Here is a 21,778-nt window from a genome sequence, read left to right as displayed (position 1 = left end):
CGACCGGGGCGAAGAAGCCTGCAACGGCGCACATGCGTTTTGCTATCCTCTTCACTTCGAGGAAGGGGTGGATAACGGACTCACCATGCGCTTTCATCGGTTCCGTCCGGTGCAGGCGGCCTATGCGTGTGTCCGGATCTGACAACACGGTCCCTTCCAGCGCTCGCTCTGGAACAGGGACCATCGAAGATGACCGCCACCCGTTTGACCGGCCTGCTTGTGCCCACACTGCTGGCCCTGAGCATGAGCACGGCTCTCCAGGCACAGACCGCGCCACCCGCGGGCACCGTGCTCAAGCAGACCACTCCACCGCCTTCGCTTCCCACTGCACCGCAGTCGGTGATCGAGCTGCCCGCGCCCGCACAGCAGAGCGCGGCTTCCGCCACGCCGATCCCGGTCCATCAGGTGCAGATCCAGGGCAATACCCTCATTGCCACTCCTGACCTGCAACCGCTGGTGCGCAGTCTCGATGGCCGCACCGTCACCCTTGGCGATCTGCAGCAGGCCGCACAGCGCATCACCGATCTGTATCGCGCGCGCGGGTATCCGCTGGCACATGCCTACGTGCCAGCCCAGAGCATCCGCAACGGTGTCGTGCGCGTGGTTGTGATCGAGCCACGCTTCGATCGCATCCGCATCGACAATGCATCCCGCCTGTCCTCGCCGCAGGCGCGCCGCACGCTCGACCTGCGTTCCGGACAGACCATCACCGACGACAACCTCGACCGCGGTCTGCTGCTGCTCAACCGCACGCCCGGCGTGCGTGTGGCCGGCACCCTGGTGCCCGGCGCGCAGCCGGCCACCAGCAGCCTGCAAGTCAAGCTGGACAGCACCCCGGTGCTGCATACCCAGCTGTTCGCCGACAACTACGGCAACGCCAGCACCGGTCGCGCACGCGGCGGCGTCAACCTGAATCTGGACAATCCCTTCGGACACGGCGCGCAGCTCGCCTTCAATGCTTTGACCTCCGCTGGCGGCTTGCTGCATGCCGGGGGCTTCAACTTCACTTCGCCCGATCTGCGCAACGGTCTGCGCGCCGGCGTCTACGGCTCGCGCACGCTGTATCGCCTGGGCGGCGACTTTGCCGCACTCGGCATCCGCGGACGCGTCAACCAGGCTGGCGTGGATCTGGACTACCCGCTGATCCTTCGCCCCGGACGCCTGCTGCAGGTTCGACTGGACCTGCTTCGCAACGGTTTCGACCAGAATAACGCCACCGCATCCACTCTCGGCCACTCGCACATCCGCATGACCCGCCTGAGCCTGAGCGGCGTGCGCGCCGATGCCCACGGCAACACCTCCGGCGGCCTGAGTATCAGCCACGGCAATCTGTCTCTGGACAACGCCGATGCCCGCCTGACCGACAGCTCCGGACCGCAAGCCGGTGGTGCCTTCTGGGTTGCCCAGTTGCAAGCGCTGCGCAGTCAGAAGTTGCCGGCCCACTGGACGCTGAACGCGGGCATCGAAGCCCAGCTGGCCAGCCACCCGCTCGATGGCAGCCAGCAGTTCTACCTGGGCGGGCCGTATGCCGTCATGAGCGCACCGGTCAGCGCCGGTGGCGGCGATGCCGGCGTGCTGCTCGACGTGCGACTGGCCCACGCCCTGCTCGATGTCGGCGCACAGCACCTGAGTGGAAGCTTTCTGTTGCAGTCCGGCAAGGCCTGGCGTCGCGGCTCGGCCTCCGGCTCACCGCAGTCCACGCATCTGAGCGGTGCCGGCCTGGGGCTGGATTACCGCTTCGAACGCCGCGTCCAGGCCAGCCTGACCTACGTCCACGGCCTGGGCAACACACGCACCCCGGACGGCACCCGTACCGATGGCGAGTTCTGGGGCCGCGTGAGCATCGACCTGTAAACATCCGAGGCAACGATCCATGAATCACATCTATCGACTGGTCTGGAATCACACCCTCGGCATGCTGGTCGCGGTGAGCGAAATCGCCCGCGGCAAGCACGGAGGTATCGTGCGACGCGGCGAACGGCGCGTGCGCATCCGCCCGCTCCGCTCCGCCCTGCTGGCGGCCCTCGGGCTTGCCCCGGCGCTGTCCCTGGCGCGGCCACCGCTGTCCCAACAGCTTCTCCCGAACCTGAGCAGCACGTCGCCGAGCACAACGCCCGCGACTCAACCGGCCCTTGCAGCACCCGCCACGCCGCTGCCCGTCGGCGGACAGGTCGTCGGCGGACAGGCGGCAATCACACAGAACAACGACACCCTCACCGTCCACCAAACCAGCCAGAACGCCATCATCGACTGGCAATCCTTCGACATCGGGTCGGGCTACACCGTCCGCTTCGATCAACCGGGCAGCTCCAGCGTCGCGCTGAACCGCGTGCTCGGCAGCGACCCGAGCGCGATCTACGGACACCTCGACGCCAACGGCCAGGTATTCCTGGTCAATCCCAATGGCATCTATTTCGCTCCCGGTACAAGCGTCGACGTGGGCGGCATCGTGGCGTCCACGCTGGACATCGCCAATCAGGATTTCCTCTCGGGCAACTACCACTTCACGGGCGCCAGCACGGCTGGCGTGCGCAATGACGGCCGTCTTCGCGCCCACGATGGCGGCTATGTCGCCCTGCTCGGCGCCAACGTCAGCAACCACGGCAGCATCGTCACGCCGGGTGGCGCTGCGGCGCTCGGTGCCGGCGATCGCGTCTCGCTGACCCTAACGGGCAACCACCTGCTGAACTTCGAAGTCAGCGGCGCGGCACTGAATGCACTGGCCCACAACGGCGGCCTGATCCGCGCCGACGGCGGCAAAGTGATCCTGAGCGCCAAGGCGCGGGACGCACTGCTGCAGACGGTGGTGAACAACAGCGGGCAGATCCAGGCACAGACGGTGACCGATCACGACGGCACCATCGAACTGCTGGGCGGTGACAGCGGTACCGTGCAGGTCGGAGGCACTCTGGATGCCTCCGCCCCGAATGGAGGCGACGGCGGATTCATCGAGACCTCCGGCACCCACGTCAAGATCGCCGGCGACGCCACCGTCACCTCCCACGCCGCATCCGGCGCCGACGGCCACTGGCTGATCGACCCGCAGGACTTCACCATCGCCGCATCCGGCGGCGACATGACCGGCGCGGCGCTATCGACCGCGCTGGGCGGCGGCAACGTCACCATCCAGTCCACCACCGGCGGCACCGCCGGCAACGGCGACATCTTCGTCAACGACACGGTTGCCTGGAGCGCCAACACACTCACGCTGAACGCCTACCGCGACATCGTCGTCAACACCGCGATGAACGGCTCGGGCACCGCCGGACTGGCGCTGGAGTACGGCCAGGGCTCGGCCAGCGGCGTCATCAACAGCGTGGCATCCGACTACATCGTCCATGCGCCGATCAACCTGGCCAACACGGGCAGCTTCTCCATCAAGATGGGTACGTCTGGCAGCACGATCGGCTACACCATCATCACCAGCCTGGGCACCGCGGGCGATGCCAGCACCACGCCCAGCACCATGACCCTGCAAGGGGTGACCGGCGGCAGCATGAGCGCCAACTACGTCCTGGGCGCCGACATCGATGCCTCGACCACGGCAAACTGGAACCCCGATGGCTTTGGCGGCTACTACGGCTTCGACCCCATCGGCGACGGCAGCGGCGGCTCCACCTTCACCGGCAGGTTCGATGGCCTGGGCCACACCATCAGCAACCTGACCACCCGTGCCCATCTGGCGTTCGCGGCGAGCTTGTTCGGCTACACGAGCAACAGCTCGATCCGCAACATCGGCATGGTCGGCGGCAGCGTCACCGGCATCCGTTATGCCGGCGGACTGGTCGGGTACGCCATCGGCGGAACCATCGACAACGCCTACGCCACCGGCACGGTGAGCACAACGTCCACCAACGACAGCGCCGGCGGACTGGTCGGCGTCAACAGCGGCACCATTAGCAACGCTTACGCCACCGGCAACGTCAACGGCACTACCAACACCGGCGGGCTGGTCGGCCAGAACACCGGCACGATCAGCAATGCCTATGCCACCGGCAACGTCGTTGGCGACTCTGAAGTCGGCGGCCTGATCGGACTCAACCTTGGATCCAGCTCCAAGATCAGCAACGTCTACGCCAGCGGCAACGTCAGCGGCAACGGCATCCGAATCGGTGGCCTGATCGGATACAGCAGCAATGGGTCGATCAGCAACGCCTACGCCACCGGCGACGTCAGCGGCGGATCCATCGTCGGCGGGCTGCTGGGATACGTGTATGCCAGCACGGTGAGCAATGTCTACGCTACCGGCAAGGTCAGCGGCAGCAGCGACGTCGGCGGGCTGGTCGGAAGAAAAGACGCTCTTTTCGGCACCATCACCAACGGCTACTGGGACACCACCACCACCGGCAAGGGCACCAATGCCGGCTACGGGTACCTCACTGGCACAGCGACGGGCGGAGGTGGCCTGACCACCGCGCAGTTGGCCGCAGCCCTGCCCTCGGGCTTCGCCTCCAGCAACTGGGACAACGCCGGCAACCAGACCACACCGTATCTGCTGGCCAACGCCAGCCTGCCCAGCGTGAGCGGCCACGTGACCCTGGGCACGGACGCCAGCGCCACGCCGACCTACTACAACGTCATTCTCAACCTCACTCAGCTGCAAAACATCAACAGCACCGGCCTTGGCCTCAACTACGTGCTGGGCAACACCATCGACGCCTCAGCCACGGCAAACTGGAACGGCGGCGCCGGCTTCGTACCGTTCGGCAACAACTACTTCACCAATGCGTTCACAGGCGTGTTCGAAGGCCTGGGCTTCACCGTCAGCAACCTCACCATCAACCGGCCGTCCGCCAGCTATGTGGGCCTGTTCGGCGTGGTGGGCAGCGGCGGCGTGGTGCGCAATATCGGTGTCACCGGTGGCAATGTCACCGGCTCCTACTGTGTGGGCGCACTGGCCGGCGCAAATCTCGGCACCATCACCGATGCCTACGCGACCAGCAGCGTCACCGGCAATTCCCTTGTGGGCGGCTTGGTCGGCTTGAACACCAATGGCTCGATCAGCAACGTCTATGCCACCGGCAACGTCACCGGCTCCGGCAACTACGAACAGGACATTGGCGGGCTGGTCGGCTATAACTCCAATGGCGCGATCAACAACGCCTATGCCACCGGCAACGTCACCGGCAAGTGGCAGATCGGCGGGCTGGTCGGACTCAATTCCAATAGCTCCACGATCAGCGATGTCTACGCCACCGGCAACGTCGTCGGCACCCATGAGGTCGGTGGACTGGTGGGTTCCAATACAGCGGACTCCACGATCACTAACGCCTATGCCACCGGCAGCGTCAGCGGCACCAACCACTTCGGCAGGCTGGTCGGAAGCAATTCGAACGGCGCGGTCATCACCAACGGCTACTGGGACACCAGCACCGGCCTCGCCACCGGTATCGGCAACAACGCCGCCACCGTCACCGGCGGTGGCGGCCTGACGACCGCGCAGTTGTCTGCCGCACTACCCTCGGGCTTCAACAGCAGCATGTGGGCCAACGCCGGCAACCAGACCACGCCTTACCTGCTGAGCAACGCAAGTTTCGACACCTACAGCGGTTCGGTGATCCTGGGTACGGACACCAGCGCCACGCCCGCGCAGTACAAGGTGATTACCGGCCTCACCCAGTTGCAGAACATGAACAGCACCGGGCTGGGCCTCGACTACGTGCTGGGCAACAATATCGACGCCTCGGGCACTTCCACCTGGAACAGTGGCGCGGGCTTCGTGCCTATTGGTGATTCCACTACGCACTTCACCGGCATTTTCGACGGATTGGGGCACTCCATCTCCAGCCTCACCGTCAACCGGCCAGGCACCTACTACGTGGGTCTGTTCGGCTACTCCAGCGGCACCTTGCGGGATGTCGGTCTGCTGAACAGCAGCATCAACGGCTTGGGCTTGGTCGGCGCTCTGGTCGGTCGCAGTGACGGCACAGTGGAATATGACTACGCCATTGGCGGCAGCGTGGCCGTGGCCCAGCATGGCGCCGGCGGACTGGTGGGACAGAGCAGCGGCACCATCAAGGACAGCTACGCCACCGACAGCGTGGCCGGCCTGAACAGTGGCGTCGCCTCCACCGCCATCGGTGGACTGGTCGGCTCGATGCTGATCGGCAGCACCACGAGCAACAGCTACGCCACCGGCAGCGTCAGCGGCGCCGGCGACGTCGGTGCGCTGGTGGGACAGAATTCCGGCACAGTCAGCACCAGTTACTGGGACACCGACACCTCCGGCGCTACCGCCGGTATCGGTGCCGCCTATTCGGGCGCCACCACCAGTGGCACCACCGGACTGACCAGCACGCAGATGCTGCAGCAAGCCAGCTTCACCGGATTCGACTTCAGCTCGTCGCCGGTGTGGGTGATCTATGAGGGCCACACCATGCCGCTGCTCAACGTGTTCCTCACCCCGCTCACGGTGACCGCTCCGGATCAGCACCAGACCTACACCGGCGGCACCTTCGGTCTGCTCAACCCGACCTACTCGGTGACGGGCGCGGACACCTCCGGTCATCTGTTCGGCCTCGGCGATGCGTACGCCGGCGCGGTCCATGTCGGCAGCTACAATCCGGATTTGTGGTCCGACCAGCAGGGCTACCGCATCACGTACGTCGGCGGCGCGCTGACCATCGATCCCAAAGCGCTGACGCTCTCCGGTCTGACCGTCGACAACAAGGTCTACGACGGCACCGCCGCCGCGACCATCGGCAGCTTCGGCTCGCTTTCCGGTGTCGTCGCCGGCGATTCCGTCAATCTGGTGACCAGCGGCGGCACGGCGAACTTCGCTGACGCCAATGCCGGGACCGGAAAGTCCGTCACGATCTCGGGCTTGTCTCTGTCGGGCAGCTCCTCCGCCGACTACACCGTGACCGGCATCGTCACTACCGCCGACATCACGGCTCGTCCGCTCACCGTGACGCTCACCGGAAACCCGACCAAGTCATACGACGGCACGACGAGTGCACGCCTGAATGCGTCGAACTTCCTGCTCAGCGGTTTCGTGTCCGGCCAGGGCGCGACCGTGAATCAGACGACCGGCACCTATGCCGATGCCGGACCCGGCAGCGGCATCGGCGTATCGGCCACACTCGCTTCGACCGATTTCCTGGCCGACAGCGGCACCCTGCTCGGCAACTACATCCTGCCCACCCTGGCCAAGGGAACCGGCGCGATCCTCATGTCGAGCGTGCCGGGCAGCGCATCCTCGATCTCGTTCGCGTCGAGCGCTTCCTACGGTCGCGTCGGTATCGACAGCTTTGCACTGCCCCTGAACCCGCTGCTGCAGAACAGCATTTACGCGCCAGGCAAACCCACCACGGTGCATCTGACCGTGCAGCCGTCGTCGGAGACGCCCAGCGAGGCCCGGCGCTGCCTGAATCAGTCGATGGATCCTTTCGCCAAAGCTGCAAGCGGCAGCTGCATGAAGCATTGACGACAGACCCGGCGAGCGGACCAGACACGCTCGCCAGACTCAAGCGTTACCGGACCACCCCTGCCATCGGTTGACTTGGCGGGACCGCAGCCGCGCCGTAGGATGGCCGGATGCGGCGATGGATATGCCGAACGGCGTCCGTCCAGGACGCCCGCCGAACGGCCGTCGCCCGCGCTCTCGTCTTTTCGTCCTTCACAGGGAGTGTTTCATGCCCATCCGCTCGCTGCGGCCCATGCTGGCCTGCGTTCTGCTCGGTTTCGGCTTCGTTGCCGCCCCCCACCCCGCCCAGGCCAAGCCGACCGCGGCCGCCGCGCACGAGCACGTACTGCGCGCCACGCTGAAGAACGGTCTGCGCGTAGTCATCGTGCGCGACACCCTCTCGCCCATGGTCACCACCCAGATCACCTATCTGGCGGGCGGCTACGAGACGCCGAAGGACTTCCCCGGCACCGCGCACGCACTGGAACACATGATGTTCCGCGACAGCAAGGGCCTGACCGGCGCACAGCTCAACGAGATGACCGGCAAGATGGGCGGGCAGAACAACGCCTTCACCACCATGGACGCCACCCAGTACTACTTCGTGGCGCCGTCGGCCTATCTGAACGTGCTGCTGCACATCGAGGCCGCGCGCATGAACGGCGCGCTGCTGACCGAAAAGGACTGGCAGCTGGAGCGTGGCGCGATCGAGCAGGAAGTCTCGCGCGACATCTCCGACCCGGGTTATCTGGCGTTCCAGGAAGCCGAGCGCACGCTGTATGCCGGCACCGGCTACGCCGAGGACGCGCTGGGATCGCGCCCGACCTTCGACAAGACCGACTCGAAAGTCCTGCGCAGTTTCTACCGCCACTGGTATGTGCCCAACAACGCCATCTTCGTCATCGTCGGCGACGTCGACCCGCAGACCACGCTGACCAAGGTGAAGCAGCTGTTCGGCGACATTCCCGAACGCGCCACGCCGAAGCGTCGCCCCGTCGTACTGAAGCCGTTCAAGCCGCGCACCATCACCAAGACCACGCCCGACGCCACCGGCTCGGTGCAGTTCATGTACCGCATGCCCGGCCTCAAGACCAAGGATGCCGCGGCCGCACAGGTGCTGATGGATGTGCTCAACAACGCGCGCAGCCCGCTGTCCAAGCTGGCCGCGGACGGCAAAGTGCTCGACGCCGGCGCCGGCACGCAGACCTTCACCCGCGGCGGCATCGGCGTGGTCCAAGTCAGCGTGCCCAAGGGCGGCAACGCCGACCAGGCGCGCAAGGACATGGACGGCGTGCTCAATGCACTGCGCAAGCACGGCGCCCCGGCTGACCTGGTTGCCGCAGCCAAGCGCTCCGAGCTGGCCGACGCCGAGTTCAACAAGAACAGCGCCGTGAGTCTGGCCAGTGCGTGGTCGCAGGCCCTGGCGTGGCAGGGACTGGATTCGCCCAAGCAGGCAGAGGATCAGATCCGCAAAGTCACGGTCGCCGACGTCGACCGCGTGCTGCGCGCGTACCTGAAGCCGGATCAGCGCGTGACCGTCGTGCTCACGCCCAACCCCGACGGCAAGCGTCCGCCGCAGAGCGCCGGTTTCGGCGGCACCGAGAGCTTCGCCAGCAACGACAAGCTGGACGTGCCGCTGCCGAGCTGGGCCGAGAAGGCGCTGAACAAGCTGGAAATGCCACACTGGACGCTGAACCCGACGCAGATGAAGCTGGACAACGGCATCACGCTCATCGTGCAGCCGGAGAAGATCAGCAAGACCGTCACCGTCTACGGCCGCATCGACCAGAACGAGAACATGCAGGCACCCAAGGGGCAGAAGGGTGTCGGCCAGGTGCTGGCCTCGCTGTTCGACTACGGCACTCGCTCGCTCGATCGCGACGCGTTCCACAAGGCGCTGGACGATATCGCCGCACGCGCCTCGGCAGGACCCAGCTTCTCGCTGGCCGTCCCCAGCGCCGACTTCGACCGCGGCATGCAACTGCTGGCCGACAACGAGCTGCACCCCGCCTTGCCGGCCAAGGCATTCGCCATCAAGCAGCAGTCCATCGCCCGAGAACTGGCCGGACGCATGCAGTCGCCGCGCTACAAGATGAACCAGGCGCTCAAGCGCGCGCTGTTCCCCGCCGGTGACGCATCGCTACGCGAAGCCACGCCGCAGAACGTCATGAAACTGACCCTGGGCGACGTGAAGAACTACTACGCCCGCACCTACCGTCCCGACATGACCACCATCGTGGTGGTCGGCGACGTGACGCCACAGCAGGCCAAGGCCGCAGTCGAGAAGTACTTCGGCGCATGGAAGGCACACGGCAACAAGCCGGACGTGGTGCCGCACAAGGTGCCGCTGAACAAGGCGCACTACGAGGTCGTGGACAACCCGTACGCCTCGCAGGACACCGTCCTGATGGCGCAGAACCTGGACATGGATCTGCACAATGCCGACCGCTACGCGCTGGACCTGGGCAATGACGTGCTCGGCGGCAACGGCTTCGCCTCGCGCCTGATGGTCGACGTGCGCGTGCGCCACGGCTACGCCTACGGCGCCAGTTCCGGACTCGACATCGGCCGCTCGCGCAGCATGTTCTACGTGTACTACGGCAGCGATCCGGAGAAGGTGTCCAAGGTGGACGGCCTGATCCACCAGAACCTGGCCGCCATGCGCGACACGCCGGTCAGCGAGGACGAGCTTACCAACGCCCGCCAGTACGAGATCCGCTCGATCCCGCTGCAGGTGTCCAGCGTCAACCGCATCGCCCGTTCGCTGGCGACCTGGAGCATCCACGGCGAACCGCTGAATCAGCCAATGATCGCCGCCGGACATTACCTGAAGCTGGATGCCGAACAGATCCGTGCAGCATTCCGCAAGTACCTGCATCCCGACCGTCTGGTGCAGGTGGTGCTGGGACCCGCGCCCAAGAAGCACTGATCGGATGCGTTCCCGACGGCAGCCCGCCATGTGCGCGGCTGCCGTCCCGACGAAGTCCTCCGAGCAACTCGGAAGGCTTCCCCCATCACTCCCTGACCGGGGGCCAGGGTGTAGCGACCTTTCCGTGCAGCCGAATCCTGGCTGCGCACGACGCATCGCACGCAGCTGACTGCACTGGAAAGCGAGCCGTCCGCATAGGCCGATCCGGAGAGTCCCTAGACCTTTCGACAGGCGACATCCACCTGAAAAGCCGGCACAATCAAAGCCCTGAGTCACGCTACACAGGGGGTGTAGGCGCCGGCGGCCGCTTCTGATGCAACATCGGAAGCTTCTTCCGTCGCCGACGCTTCGATGGCGAAACCGGCACGCATCGCACTGCTCCGCCTGCACTGGCTGTTTGTCTTCATGGCGATCGGCGCAGTGGCGATTGCCTGCACGAAGCGCGTTCACGCATCCGATCCCCCCGCGCTTCTGCACGGCGCTTGGCTTGCAGCCCAGCCGGGCGATACACCGGCAGGTGTGATGCGGGAAGCCGAAAGCGGCCGGTTTCACGTCTTCGATACGCAACGCCTGGAAACCATCCCGCGCGGCGCCCTGGGCACCTGGGTGCTGCTTCAGCCTCGCGCGCCCGGTCTGCAGGGTGCGCGCGTGCTGAGCATACCGTCACCGCCTTTCGGGTCCGTCACGCTGTATGACCGCGACGGACCACTGAGCACGACCTCGCCGACCACGCTCGATCCGGACCTGAAGGCCCACGGACGGATCGCCTTCGCCCTGCCGCAAGCATGGTCCAGCACGGCGCCGATCCTGTTGAAGTTCGAGCACACGGACAACCTCAACACGCCAGTGCGTTTTGTTCTGGCGACACGCGCCGAATTCCGCCGCGTGGACACCCTGTGGATCGTCATGGCCAGTGCGAGCCTTGCCGTCATGCTGGCGATGGGACTGGTGGCGCTGTGCTTTTCCAGCATGCTCGGCGACACCACTTTCGCCTGGTATGCCGCCTATGTATGCAGTTATGCCGGCCTGCAGGCGGTGCAGACCGGCTTCGTGTTCCAGCCGCTGCATCTGGCCTTCATCCAGCCGATCGCGCTCTCGATTGGCTCGGCGCTGACCGCCATCGCGATGATCAGCGCGGTGCTGTTCATGGTCCGCTTCTGCGATCTGCGCCAGCACGCGCCGTGGCTGCGCAGACTACTGCTGGCCCTGGCCGGCATGATGACGATGCTGGCCACGCTCCAGGTCTTCGATCTCCCGATCACCCGCGAGATCATGCACGCACTGTTCAACCCGCTGCTCGCGCTGTGCTCCGGGCTGATGGTGCTGGCCGGTTCCGTGGCGCTGCTGCGCGGTTCGCGCCCGGCCCTGTTCTTCCTGTTCGGCTGGCTGCCTCTGCTTGTGCTTACGGCGCTGACCAGCATCCAGGTCAGCGGCGGACTCGCTCATGTCGAATGGCTCAACGAGGCCAGTCTGGCGGCCGGCGCCATCGAAGCGCTGGTGCTGGCCATCGGCCTGGCCGATCGCTCGCTGACCATGCGTCGCGATCACCACATCGCCCGCGAACTGGCCGACAAGGATCCGCTGACCGGCGTGCTGAACCGCCGCGGCTGGATCGACGCCGCGCAGAAGCACATGCAGGACACGCAACAGACCCACGCCATCCTGTTCATGGACCTGGACCATTTCAAGACGCTCAACGACGAACTCGGCCACGGCGCGGGCGACCAGGCGCTGATCGCCATGGCCGGCAACCTGGCCACCGAATTACGCCCGCAGGACCTGCTCGGCCGATTCGGCGGCGAAGAGTTCGTCGCGCTGCTCAGCGGCACCGACAGCAACAATGCCCTGCTCGTCGCACAGCGGCTATGTCGGCGCCTGCACCGACTGGAGATTCCGCTGGATCATCGGGGCAATCTGCTGACTGTCAGCATCGGGCTGGCCACGCGGCGACCCAACGACACCCTGTCGAGCCTGGTCGAACGCGCGGACGCAGCCATGTACACCGCCAAATCACGCGGACGCAACCGCGTGGTCGACGAACGTCAGGTGGAAACCGCGCGGCGTCCCGTGCTGCGTCCGTCGCGGGCGGCGCCGGACATGACCGACACCGACCCGCCCCGGCGCAGCGAACAGTCCGTCTGAATCGAACGTCATCGCTGCCCGCTTAGCGCCGCGCCTTCGACAGCAAACGCAGGATCTCCAGATACAGCCAGACCAGCGTGACCATCAGCGCGAAGGCGCCATACCACTCCATGTACTTCGGCGCACCCCGTGTGCTCGCCTGATCGATCATGTCGAAGTCCAGCACCAGGTTCAGTGCGGCGAGTCCGACCACCAGAAGGCTGAAACCGATGCCCAGCGCGCCGGATTCATGAATGAACCCGATGCCCTGCATCCCGGTAAAGGCACGCAGACCGATGTCGACCAGGTAGAGCAGCGCGATCGCGCCGGTCGCGCCGACCACGCCCATGCGGAATTTGTCCGTGACGCGGATCCAGCCAGCACGGTACGCCACGAGCATCACCGCCAGCACGCCGAACGTCAGCCCGACCGCCTGGAACACGATGCCGTGATAGCTCATCTCGAAGAAGGCCGAGATGCCGCCCAGGGCAAAGCCTTCGGCGATGGCATACAAGGGCGCGGTGACGCCGGCCCAGGACTGCTTGAACACCGTAACCATGGCCAGCACGAAGCCGACGAGGAAACCGCCCCACATGAACGGTGTGATGCTGGCGACGGCGGCCTCAACCTGACCCCCGGCCAGCGCGGCGTCGAAACGATTCCACGTCCAGAACGCCGAGACCAGGCTCAGCGCCAGCAACAAGGCCGTCTTGGCCACGGTGCCGTTCATGGTCATGCGTTCGCCGTCGGCGAACAGCCCCTGGAAAGTCTTGTCGCGCAACACCGGATTGTTCGTACGCATTCCTCTGCTCCTGGGCATCAAAAAGGCCGCCTGAGCGACCGTGAATCCTGCCGACATGGTACCCGCTTGCCCGGCTCCACGACAGGATGCCGGCGGCCTTCGGTCGGTGTAGGCTTGGACCATCGAATCGGACGGAAGTGCCCGGCATGCGCGTTCGTGACCTTGGATACCTCGCCGTATTTCTCACCGCTGCTCTGCCGCTCGAAGCCTGGTGGCTGATGCGTGGCGGCGTGGCACCGGATCTGGCCGCCTGGATGCCGCTGGCGGTCATCTACGGTCTGGTCCCGCTGCTGGACGTGCTGCTCGGCCGCGACCGCAGCAACCCGGTCGACGAAGCCCAGGCACAACGTCTGGACGCGCAACGCTGGTTCCGCGTGCTGACCTGGCTCTGCGTGCCGATATGGCTGGCACTGCTGGTTTTCTGCATGAAGCAGATCACGACGCTTCCGCTCGGTCCGATCGGTCAACTCGGCTGGCTGCTCTCGACCGGCACTATCGGCGGCGTGCTGGCCATCAATGTCGCCCACGAACTCATCCACAAGGCCGGTCGCCTGGAGCCCCTGCTGGGCGGCATCGCGCTGACCAGCGTGGGTTATTTCGGCTTCAAGATCGAACATCTGCGTGGCCACCATGTCCGCGTCGCCACCCCCGAGGATGTATCCAGCGCACGCCTCGGCGAATCGGTGTATCCATTCGTGCTTCGCGCGCTGATCCACAACCCGCGCGCAGCCTGGCGGCTGGAAGTCGAACGACTGCAGCGGCGCGGCCTGCCGCCCCTGTCCTGGCACAACGAGATGCTGCGCTGGTCGCTACTGTGGCTGCTGATGCTCGCCGCCGCGACGCTATGGACCGGATGGGCGGGCGCCCTGTTCTTCATTGCCCAGGGCATCATCGCGTCGGCCACGCTGGAAGTGATCAACTACGTCGAACACTACGGGCTGCGCCGCGTCCGCGATGCGCAGGGCCGCTACGAACGCGTCACGCACCTGCATTCATGGAATGCCAGCCAGCGGCTTACCAACTGGCTGCTGTTCCAGTTGCAGCGGCATTCCGATCATCATGCGCACGCGCGGCGGCGCTATCAGGTGCTGCGACATCATGCCGACAGCCCGCAGCTGCCGACCGGCTATGCCGGCATGTTCGTGCTGGCGCTGGTGCCGCCGCTGTGGCGACGGGTGATGGATCATCGCGTGCGGGACTTCAACGCACGCAGCGCGATGCCTGCGCAAGCCTGACCGAAGCCGAAGCGCTCAGCCTCAGCCCGGCGGCCACTGCATGCGGCGGCCGCCCAGCAGATGCACATGCAGGTGATACACCGTCTGTCCGCCGTGCTCGTTGCAGTTGATCACGGTGCGATAGCCGTCTTCGGAAAGCCCTTCCTCGCGCGCATAACTCGCGGCGGCCAGCAATACCTTGCCGAGCAGCTCGGCATCCTGCGTGCGCGCCGCGTCCAGCGTCGCGATCGGCTGTTTGGGGATGAACAGCACGTGCACCGGCGCCTGCGGATTGAGATCGCGGAAACCCAGCACCTCGTCATCCTCGTAGACGATGTCCGCGGGAATCTCGCGGCGGATGATCTTGCCGAAGATGGTGTCGTTGCTCATGTGAAATCTCCAGAATCCTTGGTGAATCGCCGGAACATACCGACCGAAGCGGGTGCGCTGGCACGGAACCCGAACCGTTCGTACAGACGCACGCCCGGCGGATCGGCCAGCAGGGAAACGAATGCGCCGTCCGACGCGCGGGTACGCAGGGTTTCCGTCAAGCGCCGCATGATTTCGCCGCCGAGGCCCCGGCGCTGAAAGGAAGGATGCACCGCGATATCGACGATCTGGAAGAAACAGCCGCCATCGCCGACAACGCGTCCCATGCCAACCAGGCGCCCTTCCCGGCGCACGCATACCGCGCACCAGGCCCCGGCCAGTCCCCGCTCGGCAGCCGTGTGCGTGAAAGGACTGAGTCCTGCCGCGGCGCGGAGCGCCAGATACTCGTCGACATCCGGGGACGCTTCCTGCCAGTCGAAATCGTCCGCCGCCATGAGTTTCAGTCCACGGCCTGACGGCCGCCGAAGGCATGCGCCAGCGTGCTGCGGTCGACGTACTCCAGCTCGCCGCCCAACGGCACGCCATGCGCCAGACGCGTGGCCCGAATGCCCGCGGCGCTGGCCAGCTTGCCCAGATAGTGCGCGGTGGCCTCGCCTTCGACAGTGGGGTTCGTGGCGATGACCATTTCGCTGATCTCGCCCTCTTCCAGTCGCGCGGCCAGCGTGTGCAGACCGAGTTCTTCCGGTCCCGTACCGTCCAACGGCGACAGGCGGCCCAACAGCACGAAATACTGCCCGCGATAGCCGGTGGCCTGTTCAATGGCGGCCAGATCGCTGGGCGACTCGACCACGCACAGGATGTGTGGATCGCGCGCCGCGTTGGCGCATACGGCGCACACTTCGTCCTCGCTGAAATTCCGGCAGCGCGAACAATTGCCGATGTGCTCCATGGCCTGCTCCAGCGCCGAGGCCAGACGCCGACCGCCGGAACGGTCGCGCTCGAGCAGTTGAATGGCCATGCGCTGCGCGCTCTTGCCGCCCACGCCGGGCAGGCAGCGCAACGCGTCGACCAATTCGGCCAGCAGAGGCGAACTCGCACTCATGCGCGGCTCCCGAAAGCCGGAAGACGATCCGTACTCGCAGCGCTCGACACAAGCCGCGCGCAGCAGGTGGCAAACGGCATCCGAATCATCAGAACGGCAGCTTCATGCCCGGCGGAAGATTCATGCCGGCTGTCATGCCGCTCATCTTTTCCTTGCTCAGCTCGGACACCTTGTTGACGGCATCGTTGGTCGCCGCGGCGACCAGATCCTCGGCCATCTCCGGATCGTCGGCGAACAGCTTGCGGTCGATCTGCACGCGGCGCACTTCATGCGAGCCGCTCATGGTCACGTTGACCAGACCACCGCCAGCGCTGCCGGTGACCTCCATCTGCGCGATCTCTTCCTGCGCGCGCTTCATCTTTTCCTGCATCTGCTGGGCCTGCTGCATCAGCTGGCCGATCTGTCCTCGCATGTTCTGGACCTCTCGTTCGTTGTAAGGGGCGGTGCAGCGGCGGCCTTCAGCCGTCCAGCGGGCGCACCGACTGCGGCACCACGCGGGCGCCGAATTCGCGTTTCAGGGTCTGCACCAGCGGATCGTCCTGCATGGACTGCTCGGCGGCGCTCTGCTGTTCGCGACGCTGGGCTTCGGCGCGGGTCGCCGGCGTGTCGCCGACGCCTTCGGCGCTGCCGACGAAGCGCAAACGAACACGGCGACCCATCGCATCGCTGATGCGCTCGGCCATCTGCCCGGTCATCGGCTCCACTGCCAGCTCGGCATGATTGCTATCGAGCAGCAGCTCCAGCGTGTCGTTCTCGAAACTGCGGATGCGCGCGTTGATGGCCAGCGCCCGCATCGGACCGCGCAGCTCGGCGCGTTCGATCAGCTGTTCCCAGTCCGGAAGTCCATCCTGACCGAGCGAGACCGGCGCAGCGGCGACGGGCGGCGGCGCGGGTTCGCGCACGGCCGGTGGCGGCGCTTGCGGCGCAGGCGCCGGGACAGCGGACGGTGCGACCGAGGCTTGCCTCGGAGCGGAAGATGGCGTGGACGGCGCGGAACGCGGTGCCGCCGATGCCGCGCGACGCCCGGCCCCACCGGCTTCGGGTCCGGCACTTCCCTCCGAAGACGGACCGAAGGCCAGCATGCGCAACAGGGCCATCTCGAACCCCGTACGCGCATCCGGGGCCAGATTCAGTTCACGCCCGCCCTGGGTCGCGAACTGGTAATAGAGCTGCACATCCTGCGGATCGAGTTGCTGCGCCAACGTGGCCAGTGCCGCATCGTCGTCGCCGGCTTCGGCATCGGCCTCCAGCGACGGCACCAACTGGCGCAGCTGGATGCGATGCAGCACGCCGGCCAGATCGTTCAGCACGCCGCCGAAATCAGGCGAGAACGAGGCGATCTGCGCGCTCTGCCGCATCAACGCCTCGCCATCGCTGGCGGCCAGCGCCTCCAGTAGCCCCATCACCTGACTGCGTTCGACGCTGCCGAGCATGGCGCGCACGTCGTCGGCCTTCAGCACGCCGCCGCCGTAGGCCAGAGCCTGGTCGAGCAGCGACAAGCCGTCGCGCATCGAACCGTCGGCGGCACGCGCCAATTCGCCGATGGATACGGGATCGTGCTCCACGCCCTCGGCCTCGAGGATGTGCTGCATCTGACCGCTGATCTGGTCCGGCAGCAGACGCTTCAGATTGAACTTGAGACAGCGCGACAACACCGTCACCGGGAGTTTCTGCGGATCAGTGGTGGCGAGCAGGAACTTCACGTGCGGCGGCGGCTCTTCCAGCGTCTTCAGCAAGGCGTTGAAGGCACTCTTGGAAAGCATGTGCACCTCATCGACCAGATAGACCTTGAAGCGACCGCGCGTCGGCGCGTATTGCGCGTTCTCGATCACCTCGCGCACATCGTCGACACCAGTATTGCTGGCCGCGTCGATTTCCAGCAGGTCGACGAAGCGCCCCTCGTCGACGGCGGTGCAGATGGCGCACTGCCCGCATGGATCGGCTGACTGACCCTGTTCGCAGTTCAGCGACTTGGCGAAGATGCGCGCGATGGTGGTCTTGCCCACGCCGCGCGTGCCGGTGAACAGATAGGCATGATGCGTGCGCCCGGTGTCGAGCGCGTTGGACAGAGCGCGAACCACGTGCTCCTGACCCACCAGTTCGGTGAATCGGCGTGGACGCCACTTGCGGGCCAGTACCTGATACGTCATGCCGGAGACCGTCGGGAAGCAGATACCGATTGTGCCAACTCGCACCGCGCAAGTCAGCACGGGAACGCTACGGATGCATTTCGGGGGGCTGAAAAGGTGGCGACCCTGCCAGCCACACCCCGGCACCCGAATCCTCCACTACCGTTGCTTCCTTCCGGACCTGGCGGGATTTGCGAAGTATCGTCGCGGGGGGACCAACAGGGCCACCATAGGCGGAACCGGCGAATTTGCTGAGGCAAAGACGAACGTTCCGAATGTTACGTTCGCGGCTCGAGCCGACGAACGTGGCGGAGAGGGAGGGATTCGAACCCTCGATACGGGAGACCCGTATACCGGATTTCGAATCCGGCGCATTCGACCACTCTGCCACCTCTCCACGGTCGACCGCGCAACCATCGGGCTGCGCGAGCCGGCAATGATACGTTGACGACTTATGGCCCGCAAGCACCATGAAAGACCGCGCTGCTATCCTTGCGACATTTCCCGCACAGGACCCTTTCCATGAGCCTGATCCAGGTACCGGTTTCCCATGGCGAACTGATCGACAAGATCACCATTCTGCAGATCAAGTCCGAGCGCATCGCCGATGCGGCCAAGGTGGCCAACGTGCGCACCGAACTGGACATGCTGGAGGCCACCTGGAACAACGACGATGCCTCCGCGACGGACATCCGCGACGAGCGCGCGCGTCTGAAGGCCGTCAATGAGGCGCTGTGGGACATCGAGGACGCGATTCGCGTGAAGGAAAAGGCCCAGGCCTTCGACGACGAATTCGTCGAACTGGCCCGCTCGGTGTACTTCCGCAACGACGAGCGCGCGGCCATCAAGCGCGAAATCAACCTGAAACTGGGTTCGCAGCTGGTCGAAGAGAAGTCCTACCAGGACTATCGCTCCTGAAGCACTCCACGTCGCTCAGCCCGCTCAGCGACCGATGCCGAGATGCTTCATCAGCGCCTCCATGCGCTCGATGACGTCGGTCACGCCGATCAGGTCCATCACGCCGGGACGCTCGATCTTGGTGCCCCAACGCAGGTCGCGCACCGACTTGTGCAGGAAATGGCGCGCCGCGTCGTCATAGCGGTCCACGCACCAGCGGCGATCCGAGTAAGGCCCCGATCGCGCCGGGTTGCTGGCCGCATGCAGCCCGATTACCGGCGTGCCCACGGCGTTGGCCATATGCATGGGACCGGAGTCCGGCGTCAGCACCATGTCCGCGCGCGAGAACAGCGCCAGCGCACGCTTGAGCGTGTCCCGGCCGGTCAGATCGACCGGCTGCGAGCGGCAGGCGACGAGGATGGCGTCGGCCATCGCCCGCTCCGCCACCGACGGGCCGCCCGTCAGCAGCACGCGCAGGCCGCGCGCGGCGGCATGGTCGATGACCGCGGCATAGCGCTCGGCGCGCCAGTTGCGCAACGGGTGACTGGAACTCGGACTGACCACCAGGGTCGGCGCGGTGATCGGGATCTGCTCGCGCGCCCACTCGCGCGCCTCTTCCGGAACCGGGATGTCCCACTGCACCGAACCGCGCGGCACACCCAGCGGTTCCGCGAAGCTGCCGATCGCATCCAGCGCGTGTTCGCCGCGTCGGGCCGGAATGCGTTCATGCACGAACAGGCCGTGCAGGTCGCGCGAACGCGCGCGGTCGTATCCGATGCGTCGGTCGGCCTGCACCAGCGTGCTCAGCAGGTTCGAGCGCAGCGCCACCTGCATGTGCAGCAGCGCGTCGAAGCGGCGCCCGCCCAACGCCTTGCGCACGGCCCGCATGCCGGCCCAGCCTCTCGCCTTGTCGAACACCACGAATTCCACGCCGGGAAGATCGCCGACGAGTCGATGTTCCAGCTTGCCGATGATCCATGTCAGCGACGCACCCGGGAAATGTGCGCGCAGGCGATGCACCAACGGCACGACATGCGTGACATCGCCGATGGCGGACGTACGGAGCAGGCAGAGGTGGCGAATGGCGTCGCGATCGGTCATCGAGTTGATAGACTGCACAGGTATCCAGGGCGGCACGTATCGTGCCGTACGAAAAGCGAGAACATGACTGACGCACGCATTCATTCCGACGCCGTCGGCACGATTGTGTTCGACGCGGACCTTGCTCCACAAGTCGGACACGCGTGGTTCGATCCCGATGCCTGGGAGCGTGCCAGTCGTCTGCGCGCCCGCGGCGGCGGTCGTGCGTCAGCCTGTTTCGTGGACACGCCCATCGGTCCCTGCGTGCTGCGCCATTTCCATCGGGGCGGCATGGTTGCCCGGCTGCTCGGCGACCGCTACCTGTGGAACGGACGCGAACGCACACGAAGCTTCGCCGAATTCCGTCTGCTGGTGCACATGTCTGCGCTCGACCTTCCGGTGCCGCAGCCGGTCGCCGCGCGCTACCAGCGCTACGGCATGTACTACACGGCCGACCTCATCACGCGGCAGATCGAAGGCGCCAGCACCCTCGCCGCCTGTCTCGCCGAAGGCCGTCTGGACACCGCGCTGGCCGCAGAGACCGGGCGCCTGGTCGCGCGCTTCCACCGCCACGGCGTGTGGCACGCAGACCTGAATGCGCACAATGTGCTGGTCGCGCCCGAAGGGCTGTATCTTATCGACTTCGATCGCGGTGAACTGCGCCGTCCCGCTTCGGGCTGGCGGCAGTCCAACCTGCAGCGCCTGCGGCGTTCACTGGTGAAACTGGGCGCGGCACGGGATGGTGAAGCCGCCTTCGAGCAGGAATGCTGGACGCCGCTCATGCACGCCTATGCTTCGGCATGGGAACGGGAGACGACCGAATGAACTGGACACTGCGCTTCCTCGGCACCGGTGCGGCCGAATTGTCGGCACTGGGCAGCTCCGCGGCCGTACTCGAGCGCGACGGCAAGCCGATCCTGTTGATCGACTGCGGTCCGGACGTGGTGCCACGCTACTGGGAAACCTACGGCGTCGCGCCAGAGGCGCTGTACATCACGCACGTACACATGGACCACGTCGGCGGCATGGAGGCGCTTTTCACACGCATCCGCTTTGGCGAAGAACGCTTCCCCGAACCGATCATCTACACCCATGCGTCACTGGTCCCGCTGCTGCAGGGACGCGTCGCCGACTACCCGAACGTCGCCGCAGAGGGCGGCAGCAACTACTGGGATGCCTTCCGCCTGACGCCCTGCTCGCGCGGGTTCTGGCACGAGGGGCTCTGGTTCGACGTATTCCCGACCCGTCACCACCGCCCGGGCACCTCGTACGGCCTTCACCTGCGCGGATGCTTCACCTTCACCGGAGATACCCGGCCGATCCCGGAAGTGCTCGAAAGTGTCGCGTCGCATGGCGGTCCCATCGCGCACGATTGCAGCTTGCACGGCAATCCTTCGCATTCCGGCGTGGACGACATCGAACGCGAATACACGGCCGATCTGCGCGAACGGATGCTGCTTTATCACTACAGTTCGGCGCAGGACGGCGAGGCATTGCGCGCACGCGGCTTCGCCGTGGTCGAGCCCGGTCAGGCCATCGAACTTCCGACGCCCGATTCGCCACACCCGGACAGCGGCTGAAATCCACGCTGTCGGCTTGTCTGCCAGCCGCAGTGCCTGTATTCTTCCGCCTCTTGGCCGTCGCGCGTCCGCTGTGACGGTCGTTCCGGAGAGGTGTCCGAGTGGCTTAAGGAGCACGCCTGGAAAGTGTGTATACGGCTTATACCCGTATCGAGGGTTCGAATCCCTCCCTCTCCGCCAGATCTTTCG

15 protein-coding genes, 2 tRNA genes and 1 other RNA gene are annotated in these 21,778 nt (G+C 65.8%); 9 read left to right on the top strand and 9 right to left on the bottom strand.

What is annotated here, in order from left to right; genetic code table 11:
* Window positions 1–189: 189 nt before the first annotated feature.
* The 4 genes from HF690_RS08475 (at window position 190) to HF690_RS08460 (ending at window position 12,476) form a co-directional block, all read left to right on the top strand.
* The gene (locus HF690_RS08475; RefSeq protein WP_168609131.1) at window positions 190–1,854 is read left to right on the top strand and encodes a ShlB/FhaC/HecB family hemolysin secretion/activation protein; all 1,665 of its coding nucleotides are present in this window, start codon (window positions 190–192) and stop codon (window positions 1,852–1,854) included.
* 19 nt (window positions 1,855–1,873) lie between these two features.
* Window positions 1,874–7,426: a GLUG motif-containing protein gene (locus HF690_RS08470; RefSeq protein ID WP_168609130.1), complete on the top strand. Its 5,553-nt coding sequence runs from the start codon at window positions 1,874–1,876 to the stop codon at window positions 7,424–7,426.
* 208 nt (window positions 7,427–7,634) lie between these two features.
* A complete protein-coding gene (locus HF690_RS08465) occupies window positions 7,635–10,334 on the top strand; it encodes a M16 family metallopeptidase (protein ID WP_168609129.1) in 2,700 nt (899 codons plus the stop codon).
* 522 nt (window positions 10,335–10,856) lie between these two features.
* On the top strand, window positions 10,857–12,476 hold the full coding sequence (locus tag HF690_RS08460; RefSeq protein ID WP_168609128.1) for a sensor domain-containing diguanylate cyclase: 1,620 nt from the start codon (window positions 10,857–10,859) through the stop codon (window positions 12,474–12,476).
* A gap of 22 nt (window positions 12,477–12,498) precedes the next feature.
* Here the strand turns inward: HF690_RS08460 and HF690_RS08455 are convergent, their stop codons facing one another.
* The gene (locus HF690_RS08455) at window positions 12,499–13,257 is read right to left on the bottom strand and encodes a Bax inhibitor-1/YccA family protein (protein WP_168609127.1); all 759 of its coding nucleotides are present in this window, start codon (window positions 13,255–13,257) and stop codon (window positions 12,499–12,501) included.
* A 146-nt stretch (window positions 13,258–13,403) separates the two neighbouring features.
* Between HF690_RS08455 and HF690_RS08450 the strand changes: the two genes are divergently transcribed.
* On the top strand, window positions 13,404–14,492 hold the full coding sequence (locus HF690_RS08450) for an alkane 1-monooxygenase (RefSeq protein ID WP_168609126.1): 1,089 nt from the start codon (window positions 13,404–13,406) through the stop codon (window positions 14,490–14,492).
* Between the two features lie 21 nt (window positions 14,493–14,513).
* Here HF690_RS08450 and HF690_RS08445 read toward each other — a convergent pair whose 3' ends face one another.
* The 7 genes from HF690_RS08445 to HF690_RS08415 all read right to left on the bottom strand — a co-directional run bounded on the left by HF690_RS08445 (window position 14,514) and on the right by HF690_RS08415 (window position 18,429).
* Window positions 14,514–14,861 carry a histidine triad nucleotide-binding protein gene (locus HF690_RS08445; RefSeq protein ID WP_113064662.1) on the bottom strand — a complete coding sequence of 116 codons (348 nt, stop codon included), beginning with the start codon at window positions 14,859–14,861 and terminating at the stop codon, window positions 14,514–14,516.
* Window positions 14,858–15,295: a GNAT family N-acetyltransferase gene (locus HF690_RS08440; RefSeq protein WP_168609125.1), complete on the bottom strand. Its 438-nt coding sequence runs from the start codon at window positions 15,293–15,295 to the stop codon at window positions 14,858–14,860. The genes HF690_RS08445 and HF690_RS08440 overlap by 4 nt, the downstream gene beginning before the upstream one ends.
* 5 nt (window positions 15,296–15,300) lie before the next feature.
* Window positions 15,301–15,903, bottom strand: coding sequence for a recombination mediator RecR (gene recR, locus HF690_RS08435; protein ID WP_113064660.1), 603 nt, complete (start codon window positions 15,901–15,903; stop codon window positions 15,301–15,303).
* A gap of 88 nt (window positions 15,904–15,991) precedes the next feature.
* The gene (locus HF690_RS08430; RefSeq protein ID WP_113064659.1) at window positions 15,992–16,315 is read right to left on the bottom strand and encodes a YbaB/EbfC family nucleoid-associated protein; all 324 of its coding nucleotides are present in this window, start codon (window positions 16,313–16,315) and stop codon (window positions 15,992–15,994) included.
* A gap of 46 nt (window positions 16,316–16,361) precedes the next feature.
* Complete coding sequence (gene dnaX, locus HF690_RS08425; protein ID WP_168609124.1) at window positions 16,362–18,053, bottom strand: DNA polymerase III subunit gamma/tau; 1,692 nt, start codon at window positions 18,051–18,053, stop codon at window positions 16,362–16,364.
* 103 nt (window positions 18,054–18,156) lie between these two features.
* An RNA gene (gene ffs, locus HF690_RS08420) (signal recognition particle sRNA small type) lies at window positions 18,157–18,253 on the bottom strand.
* Between the two features lie 85 nt (window positions 18,254–18,338).
* Window positions 18,339–18,429, bottom strand: a tRNA-Ser gene (locus tag HF690_RS08415).
* Window positions 18,430–18,554: 125 nt separating this feature from the next.
* On the opposite strand from HF690_RS08415, the gene HF690_RS08410 reads away from it, so the two are divergent.
* On the top strand, window positions 18,555–18,950 hold the full coding sequence (locus HF690_RS08410) for a DUF6165 family protein (protein ID WP_168609123.1): 396 nt from the start codon (window positions 18,555–18,557) through the stop codon (window positions 18,948–18,950).
* A 24-nt stretch (window positions 18,951–18,974) separates the two neighbouring features.
* Here HF690_RS08410 and HF690_RS08405 read toward each other — a convergent pair whose 3' ends face one another.
* On the bottom strand, window positions 18,975–20,030 hold the full coding sequence (locus tag HF690_RS08405) for a glycosyltransferase family 9 protein (RefSeq protein WP_168609328.1): 1,056 nt from the start codon (window positions 20,028–20,030) through the stop codon (window positions 18,975–18,977).
* A 63-nt stretch (window positions 20,031–20,093) separates the two neighbouring features.
* Between HF690_RS08405 and HF690_RS08400 the strand changes: the two genes are divergently transcribed.
* From HF690_RS08400 to HF690_RS08390, 3 genes are all read left to right on the top strand, one after another.
* On the top strand, window positions 20,094–20,834 hold the full coding sequence (locus tag HF690_RS08400) for a 3-deoxy-D-manno-octulosonic acid kinase (RefSeq protein ID WP_168609122.1): 741 nt from the start codon (window positions 20,094–20,096) through the stop codon (window positions 20,832–20,834).
* Entirely contained in the window at window positions 20,831–21,589 is a 759-nt protein-coding gene (locus HF690_RS08395; protein WP_168609121.1) for an MBL fold metallo-hydrolase, read from the top strand. The genes HF690_RS08400 and HF690_RS08395 overlap by 4 nt, the downstream gene beginning before the upstream one ends.
* A gap of 87 nt (window positions 21,590–21,676) precedes the next feature.
* Window positions 21,677–21,769 (top strand) — tRNA-Ser (locus HF690_RS08390).
* The last annotated feature ends 9 nt before the right edge of the window (window positions 21,770–21,778 follow it).

It is taken from the genome of Oleiagrimonas citrea, assembly GCF_012395255.1.
GTDB classification, from domain to species: domain Bacteria; phylum Pseudomonadota; class Gammaproteobacteria; order Xanthomonadales; family Rhodanobacteraceae; genus Oleiagrimonas; species Oleiagrimonas citrea.
The sequence above is the reverse complement of the archived record's forward strand: the minus strand, read 5'-3'. Positions and strand labels throughout refer to the sequence as shown.

Coding starts and splice junctions, on each gene's coding strand:
- HF690_RS08475 (WP_168609131.1), top strand. CDS start 190: ATGACCGCCACCCGTTTGACCGGCCTGCTTGTGCCCACACTGCTGGCC.
- HF690_RS08470 (WP_168609130.1), top strand. CDS start 1,874: ATGAATCACATCTATCGACTGGTCTGGAATCACACCCTCGGCATGCTG.
- HF690_RS08465 (WP_168609129.1), top strand. CDS start 7,635: ATGCCCATCCGCTCGCTGCGGCCCATGCTGGCCTGCGTTCTGCTCGGT.
- HF690_RS08460 (WP_168609128.1), top strand. CDS start 10,857: ATGCGGGAAGCCGAAAGCGGCCGGTTTCACGTCTTCGATACGCAACGC.
- HF690_RS08455 (WP_168609127.1), bottom strand. CDS start 13,257: ATGCGTACGAACAATCCGGTGTTGCGCGACAAGACTTTCCAGGGGCTG.
- HF690_RS08450 (WP_168609126.1), top strand. CDS start 13,404: ATGCGCGTTCGTGACCTTGGATACCTCGCCGTATTTCTCACCGCTGCT.
- HF690_RS08445 (WP_113064662.1), bottom strand. CDS start 14,861: ATGAGCAACGACACCATCTTCGGCAAGATCATCCGCCGCGAGATTCCC.
- HF690_RS08440 (WP_168609125.1), bottom strand. CDS start 15,295: ATGGCGGCGGACGATTTCGACTGGCAGGAAGCGTCCCCGGATGTCGAC.
- recR (WP_113064660.1), bottom strand. CDS start 15,903: ATGAGTGCGAGTTCGCCTCTGCTGGCCGAATTGGTCGACGCGTTGCGC.
- HF690_RS08430 (WP_113064659.1), bottom strand. CDS start 16,315: ATGCGAGGACAGATCGGCCAGCTGATGCAGCAGGCCCAGCAGATGCAG.
- dnaX (WP_168609124.1), bottom strand. CDS start 18,053: ATGACGTATCAGGTACTGGCCCGCAAGTGGCGTCCACGCCGATTCACC.
- HF690_RS08410 (WP_168609123.1), top strand. CDS start 18,555: ATGAGCCTGATCCAGGTACCGGTTTCCCATGGCGAACTGATCGACAAG.
- HF690_RS08405 (WP_168609328.1), bottom strand. CDS start 20,030: ATGACCGATCGCGACGCCATTCGCCACCTCTGCCTGCTCCGTACGTCC.
- HF690_RS08400 (WP_168609122.1), top strand. CDS start 20,094: ATGACTGACGCACGCATTCATTCCGACGCCGTCGGCACGATTGTGTTC.
- HF690_RS08395 (WP_168609121.1), top strand. CDS start 20,831: ATGAACTGGACACTGCGCTTCCTCGGCACCGGTGCGGCCGAATTGTCG.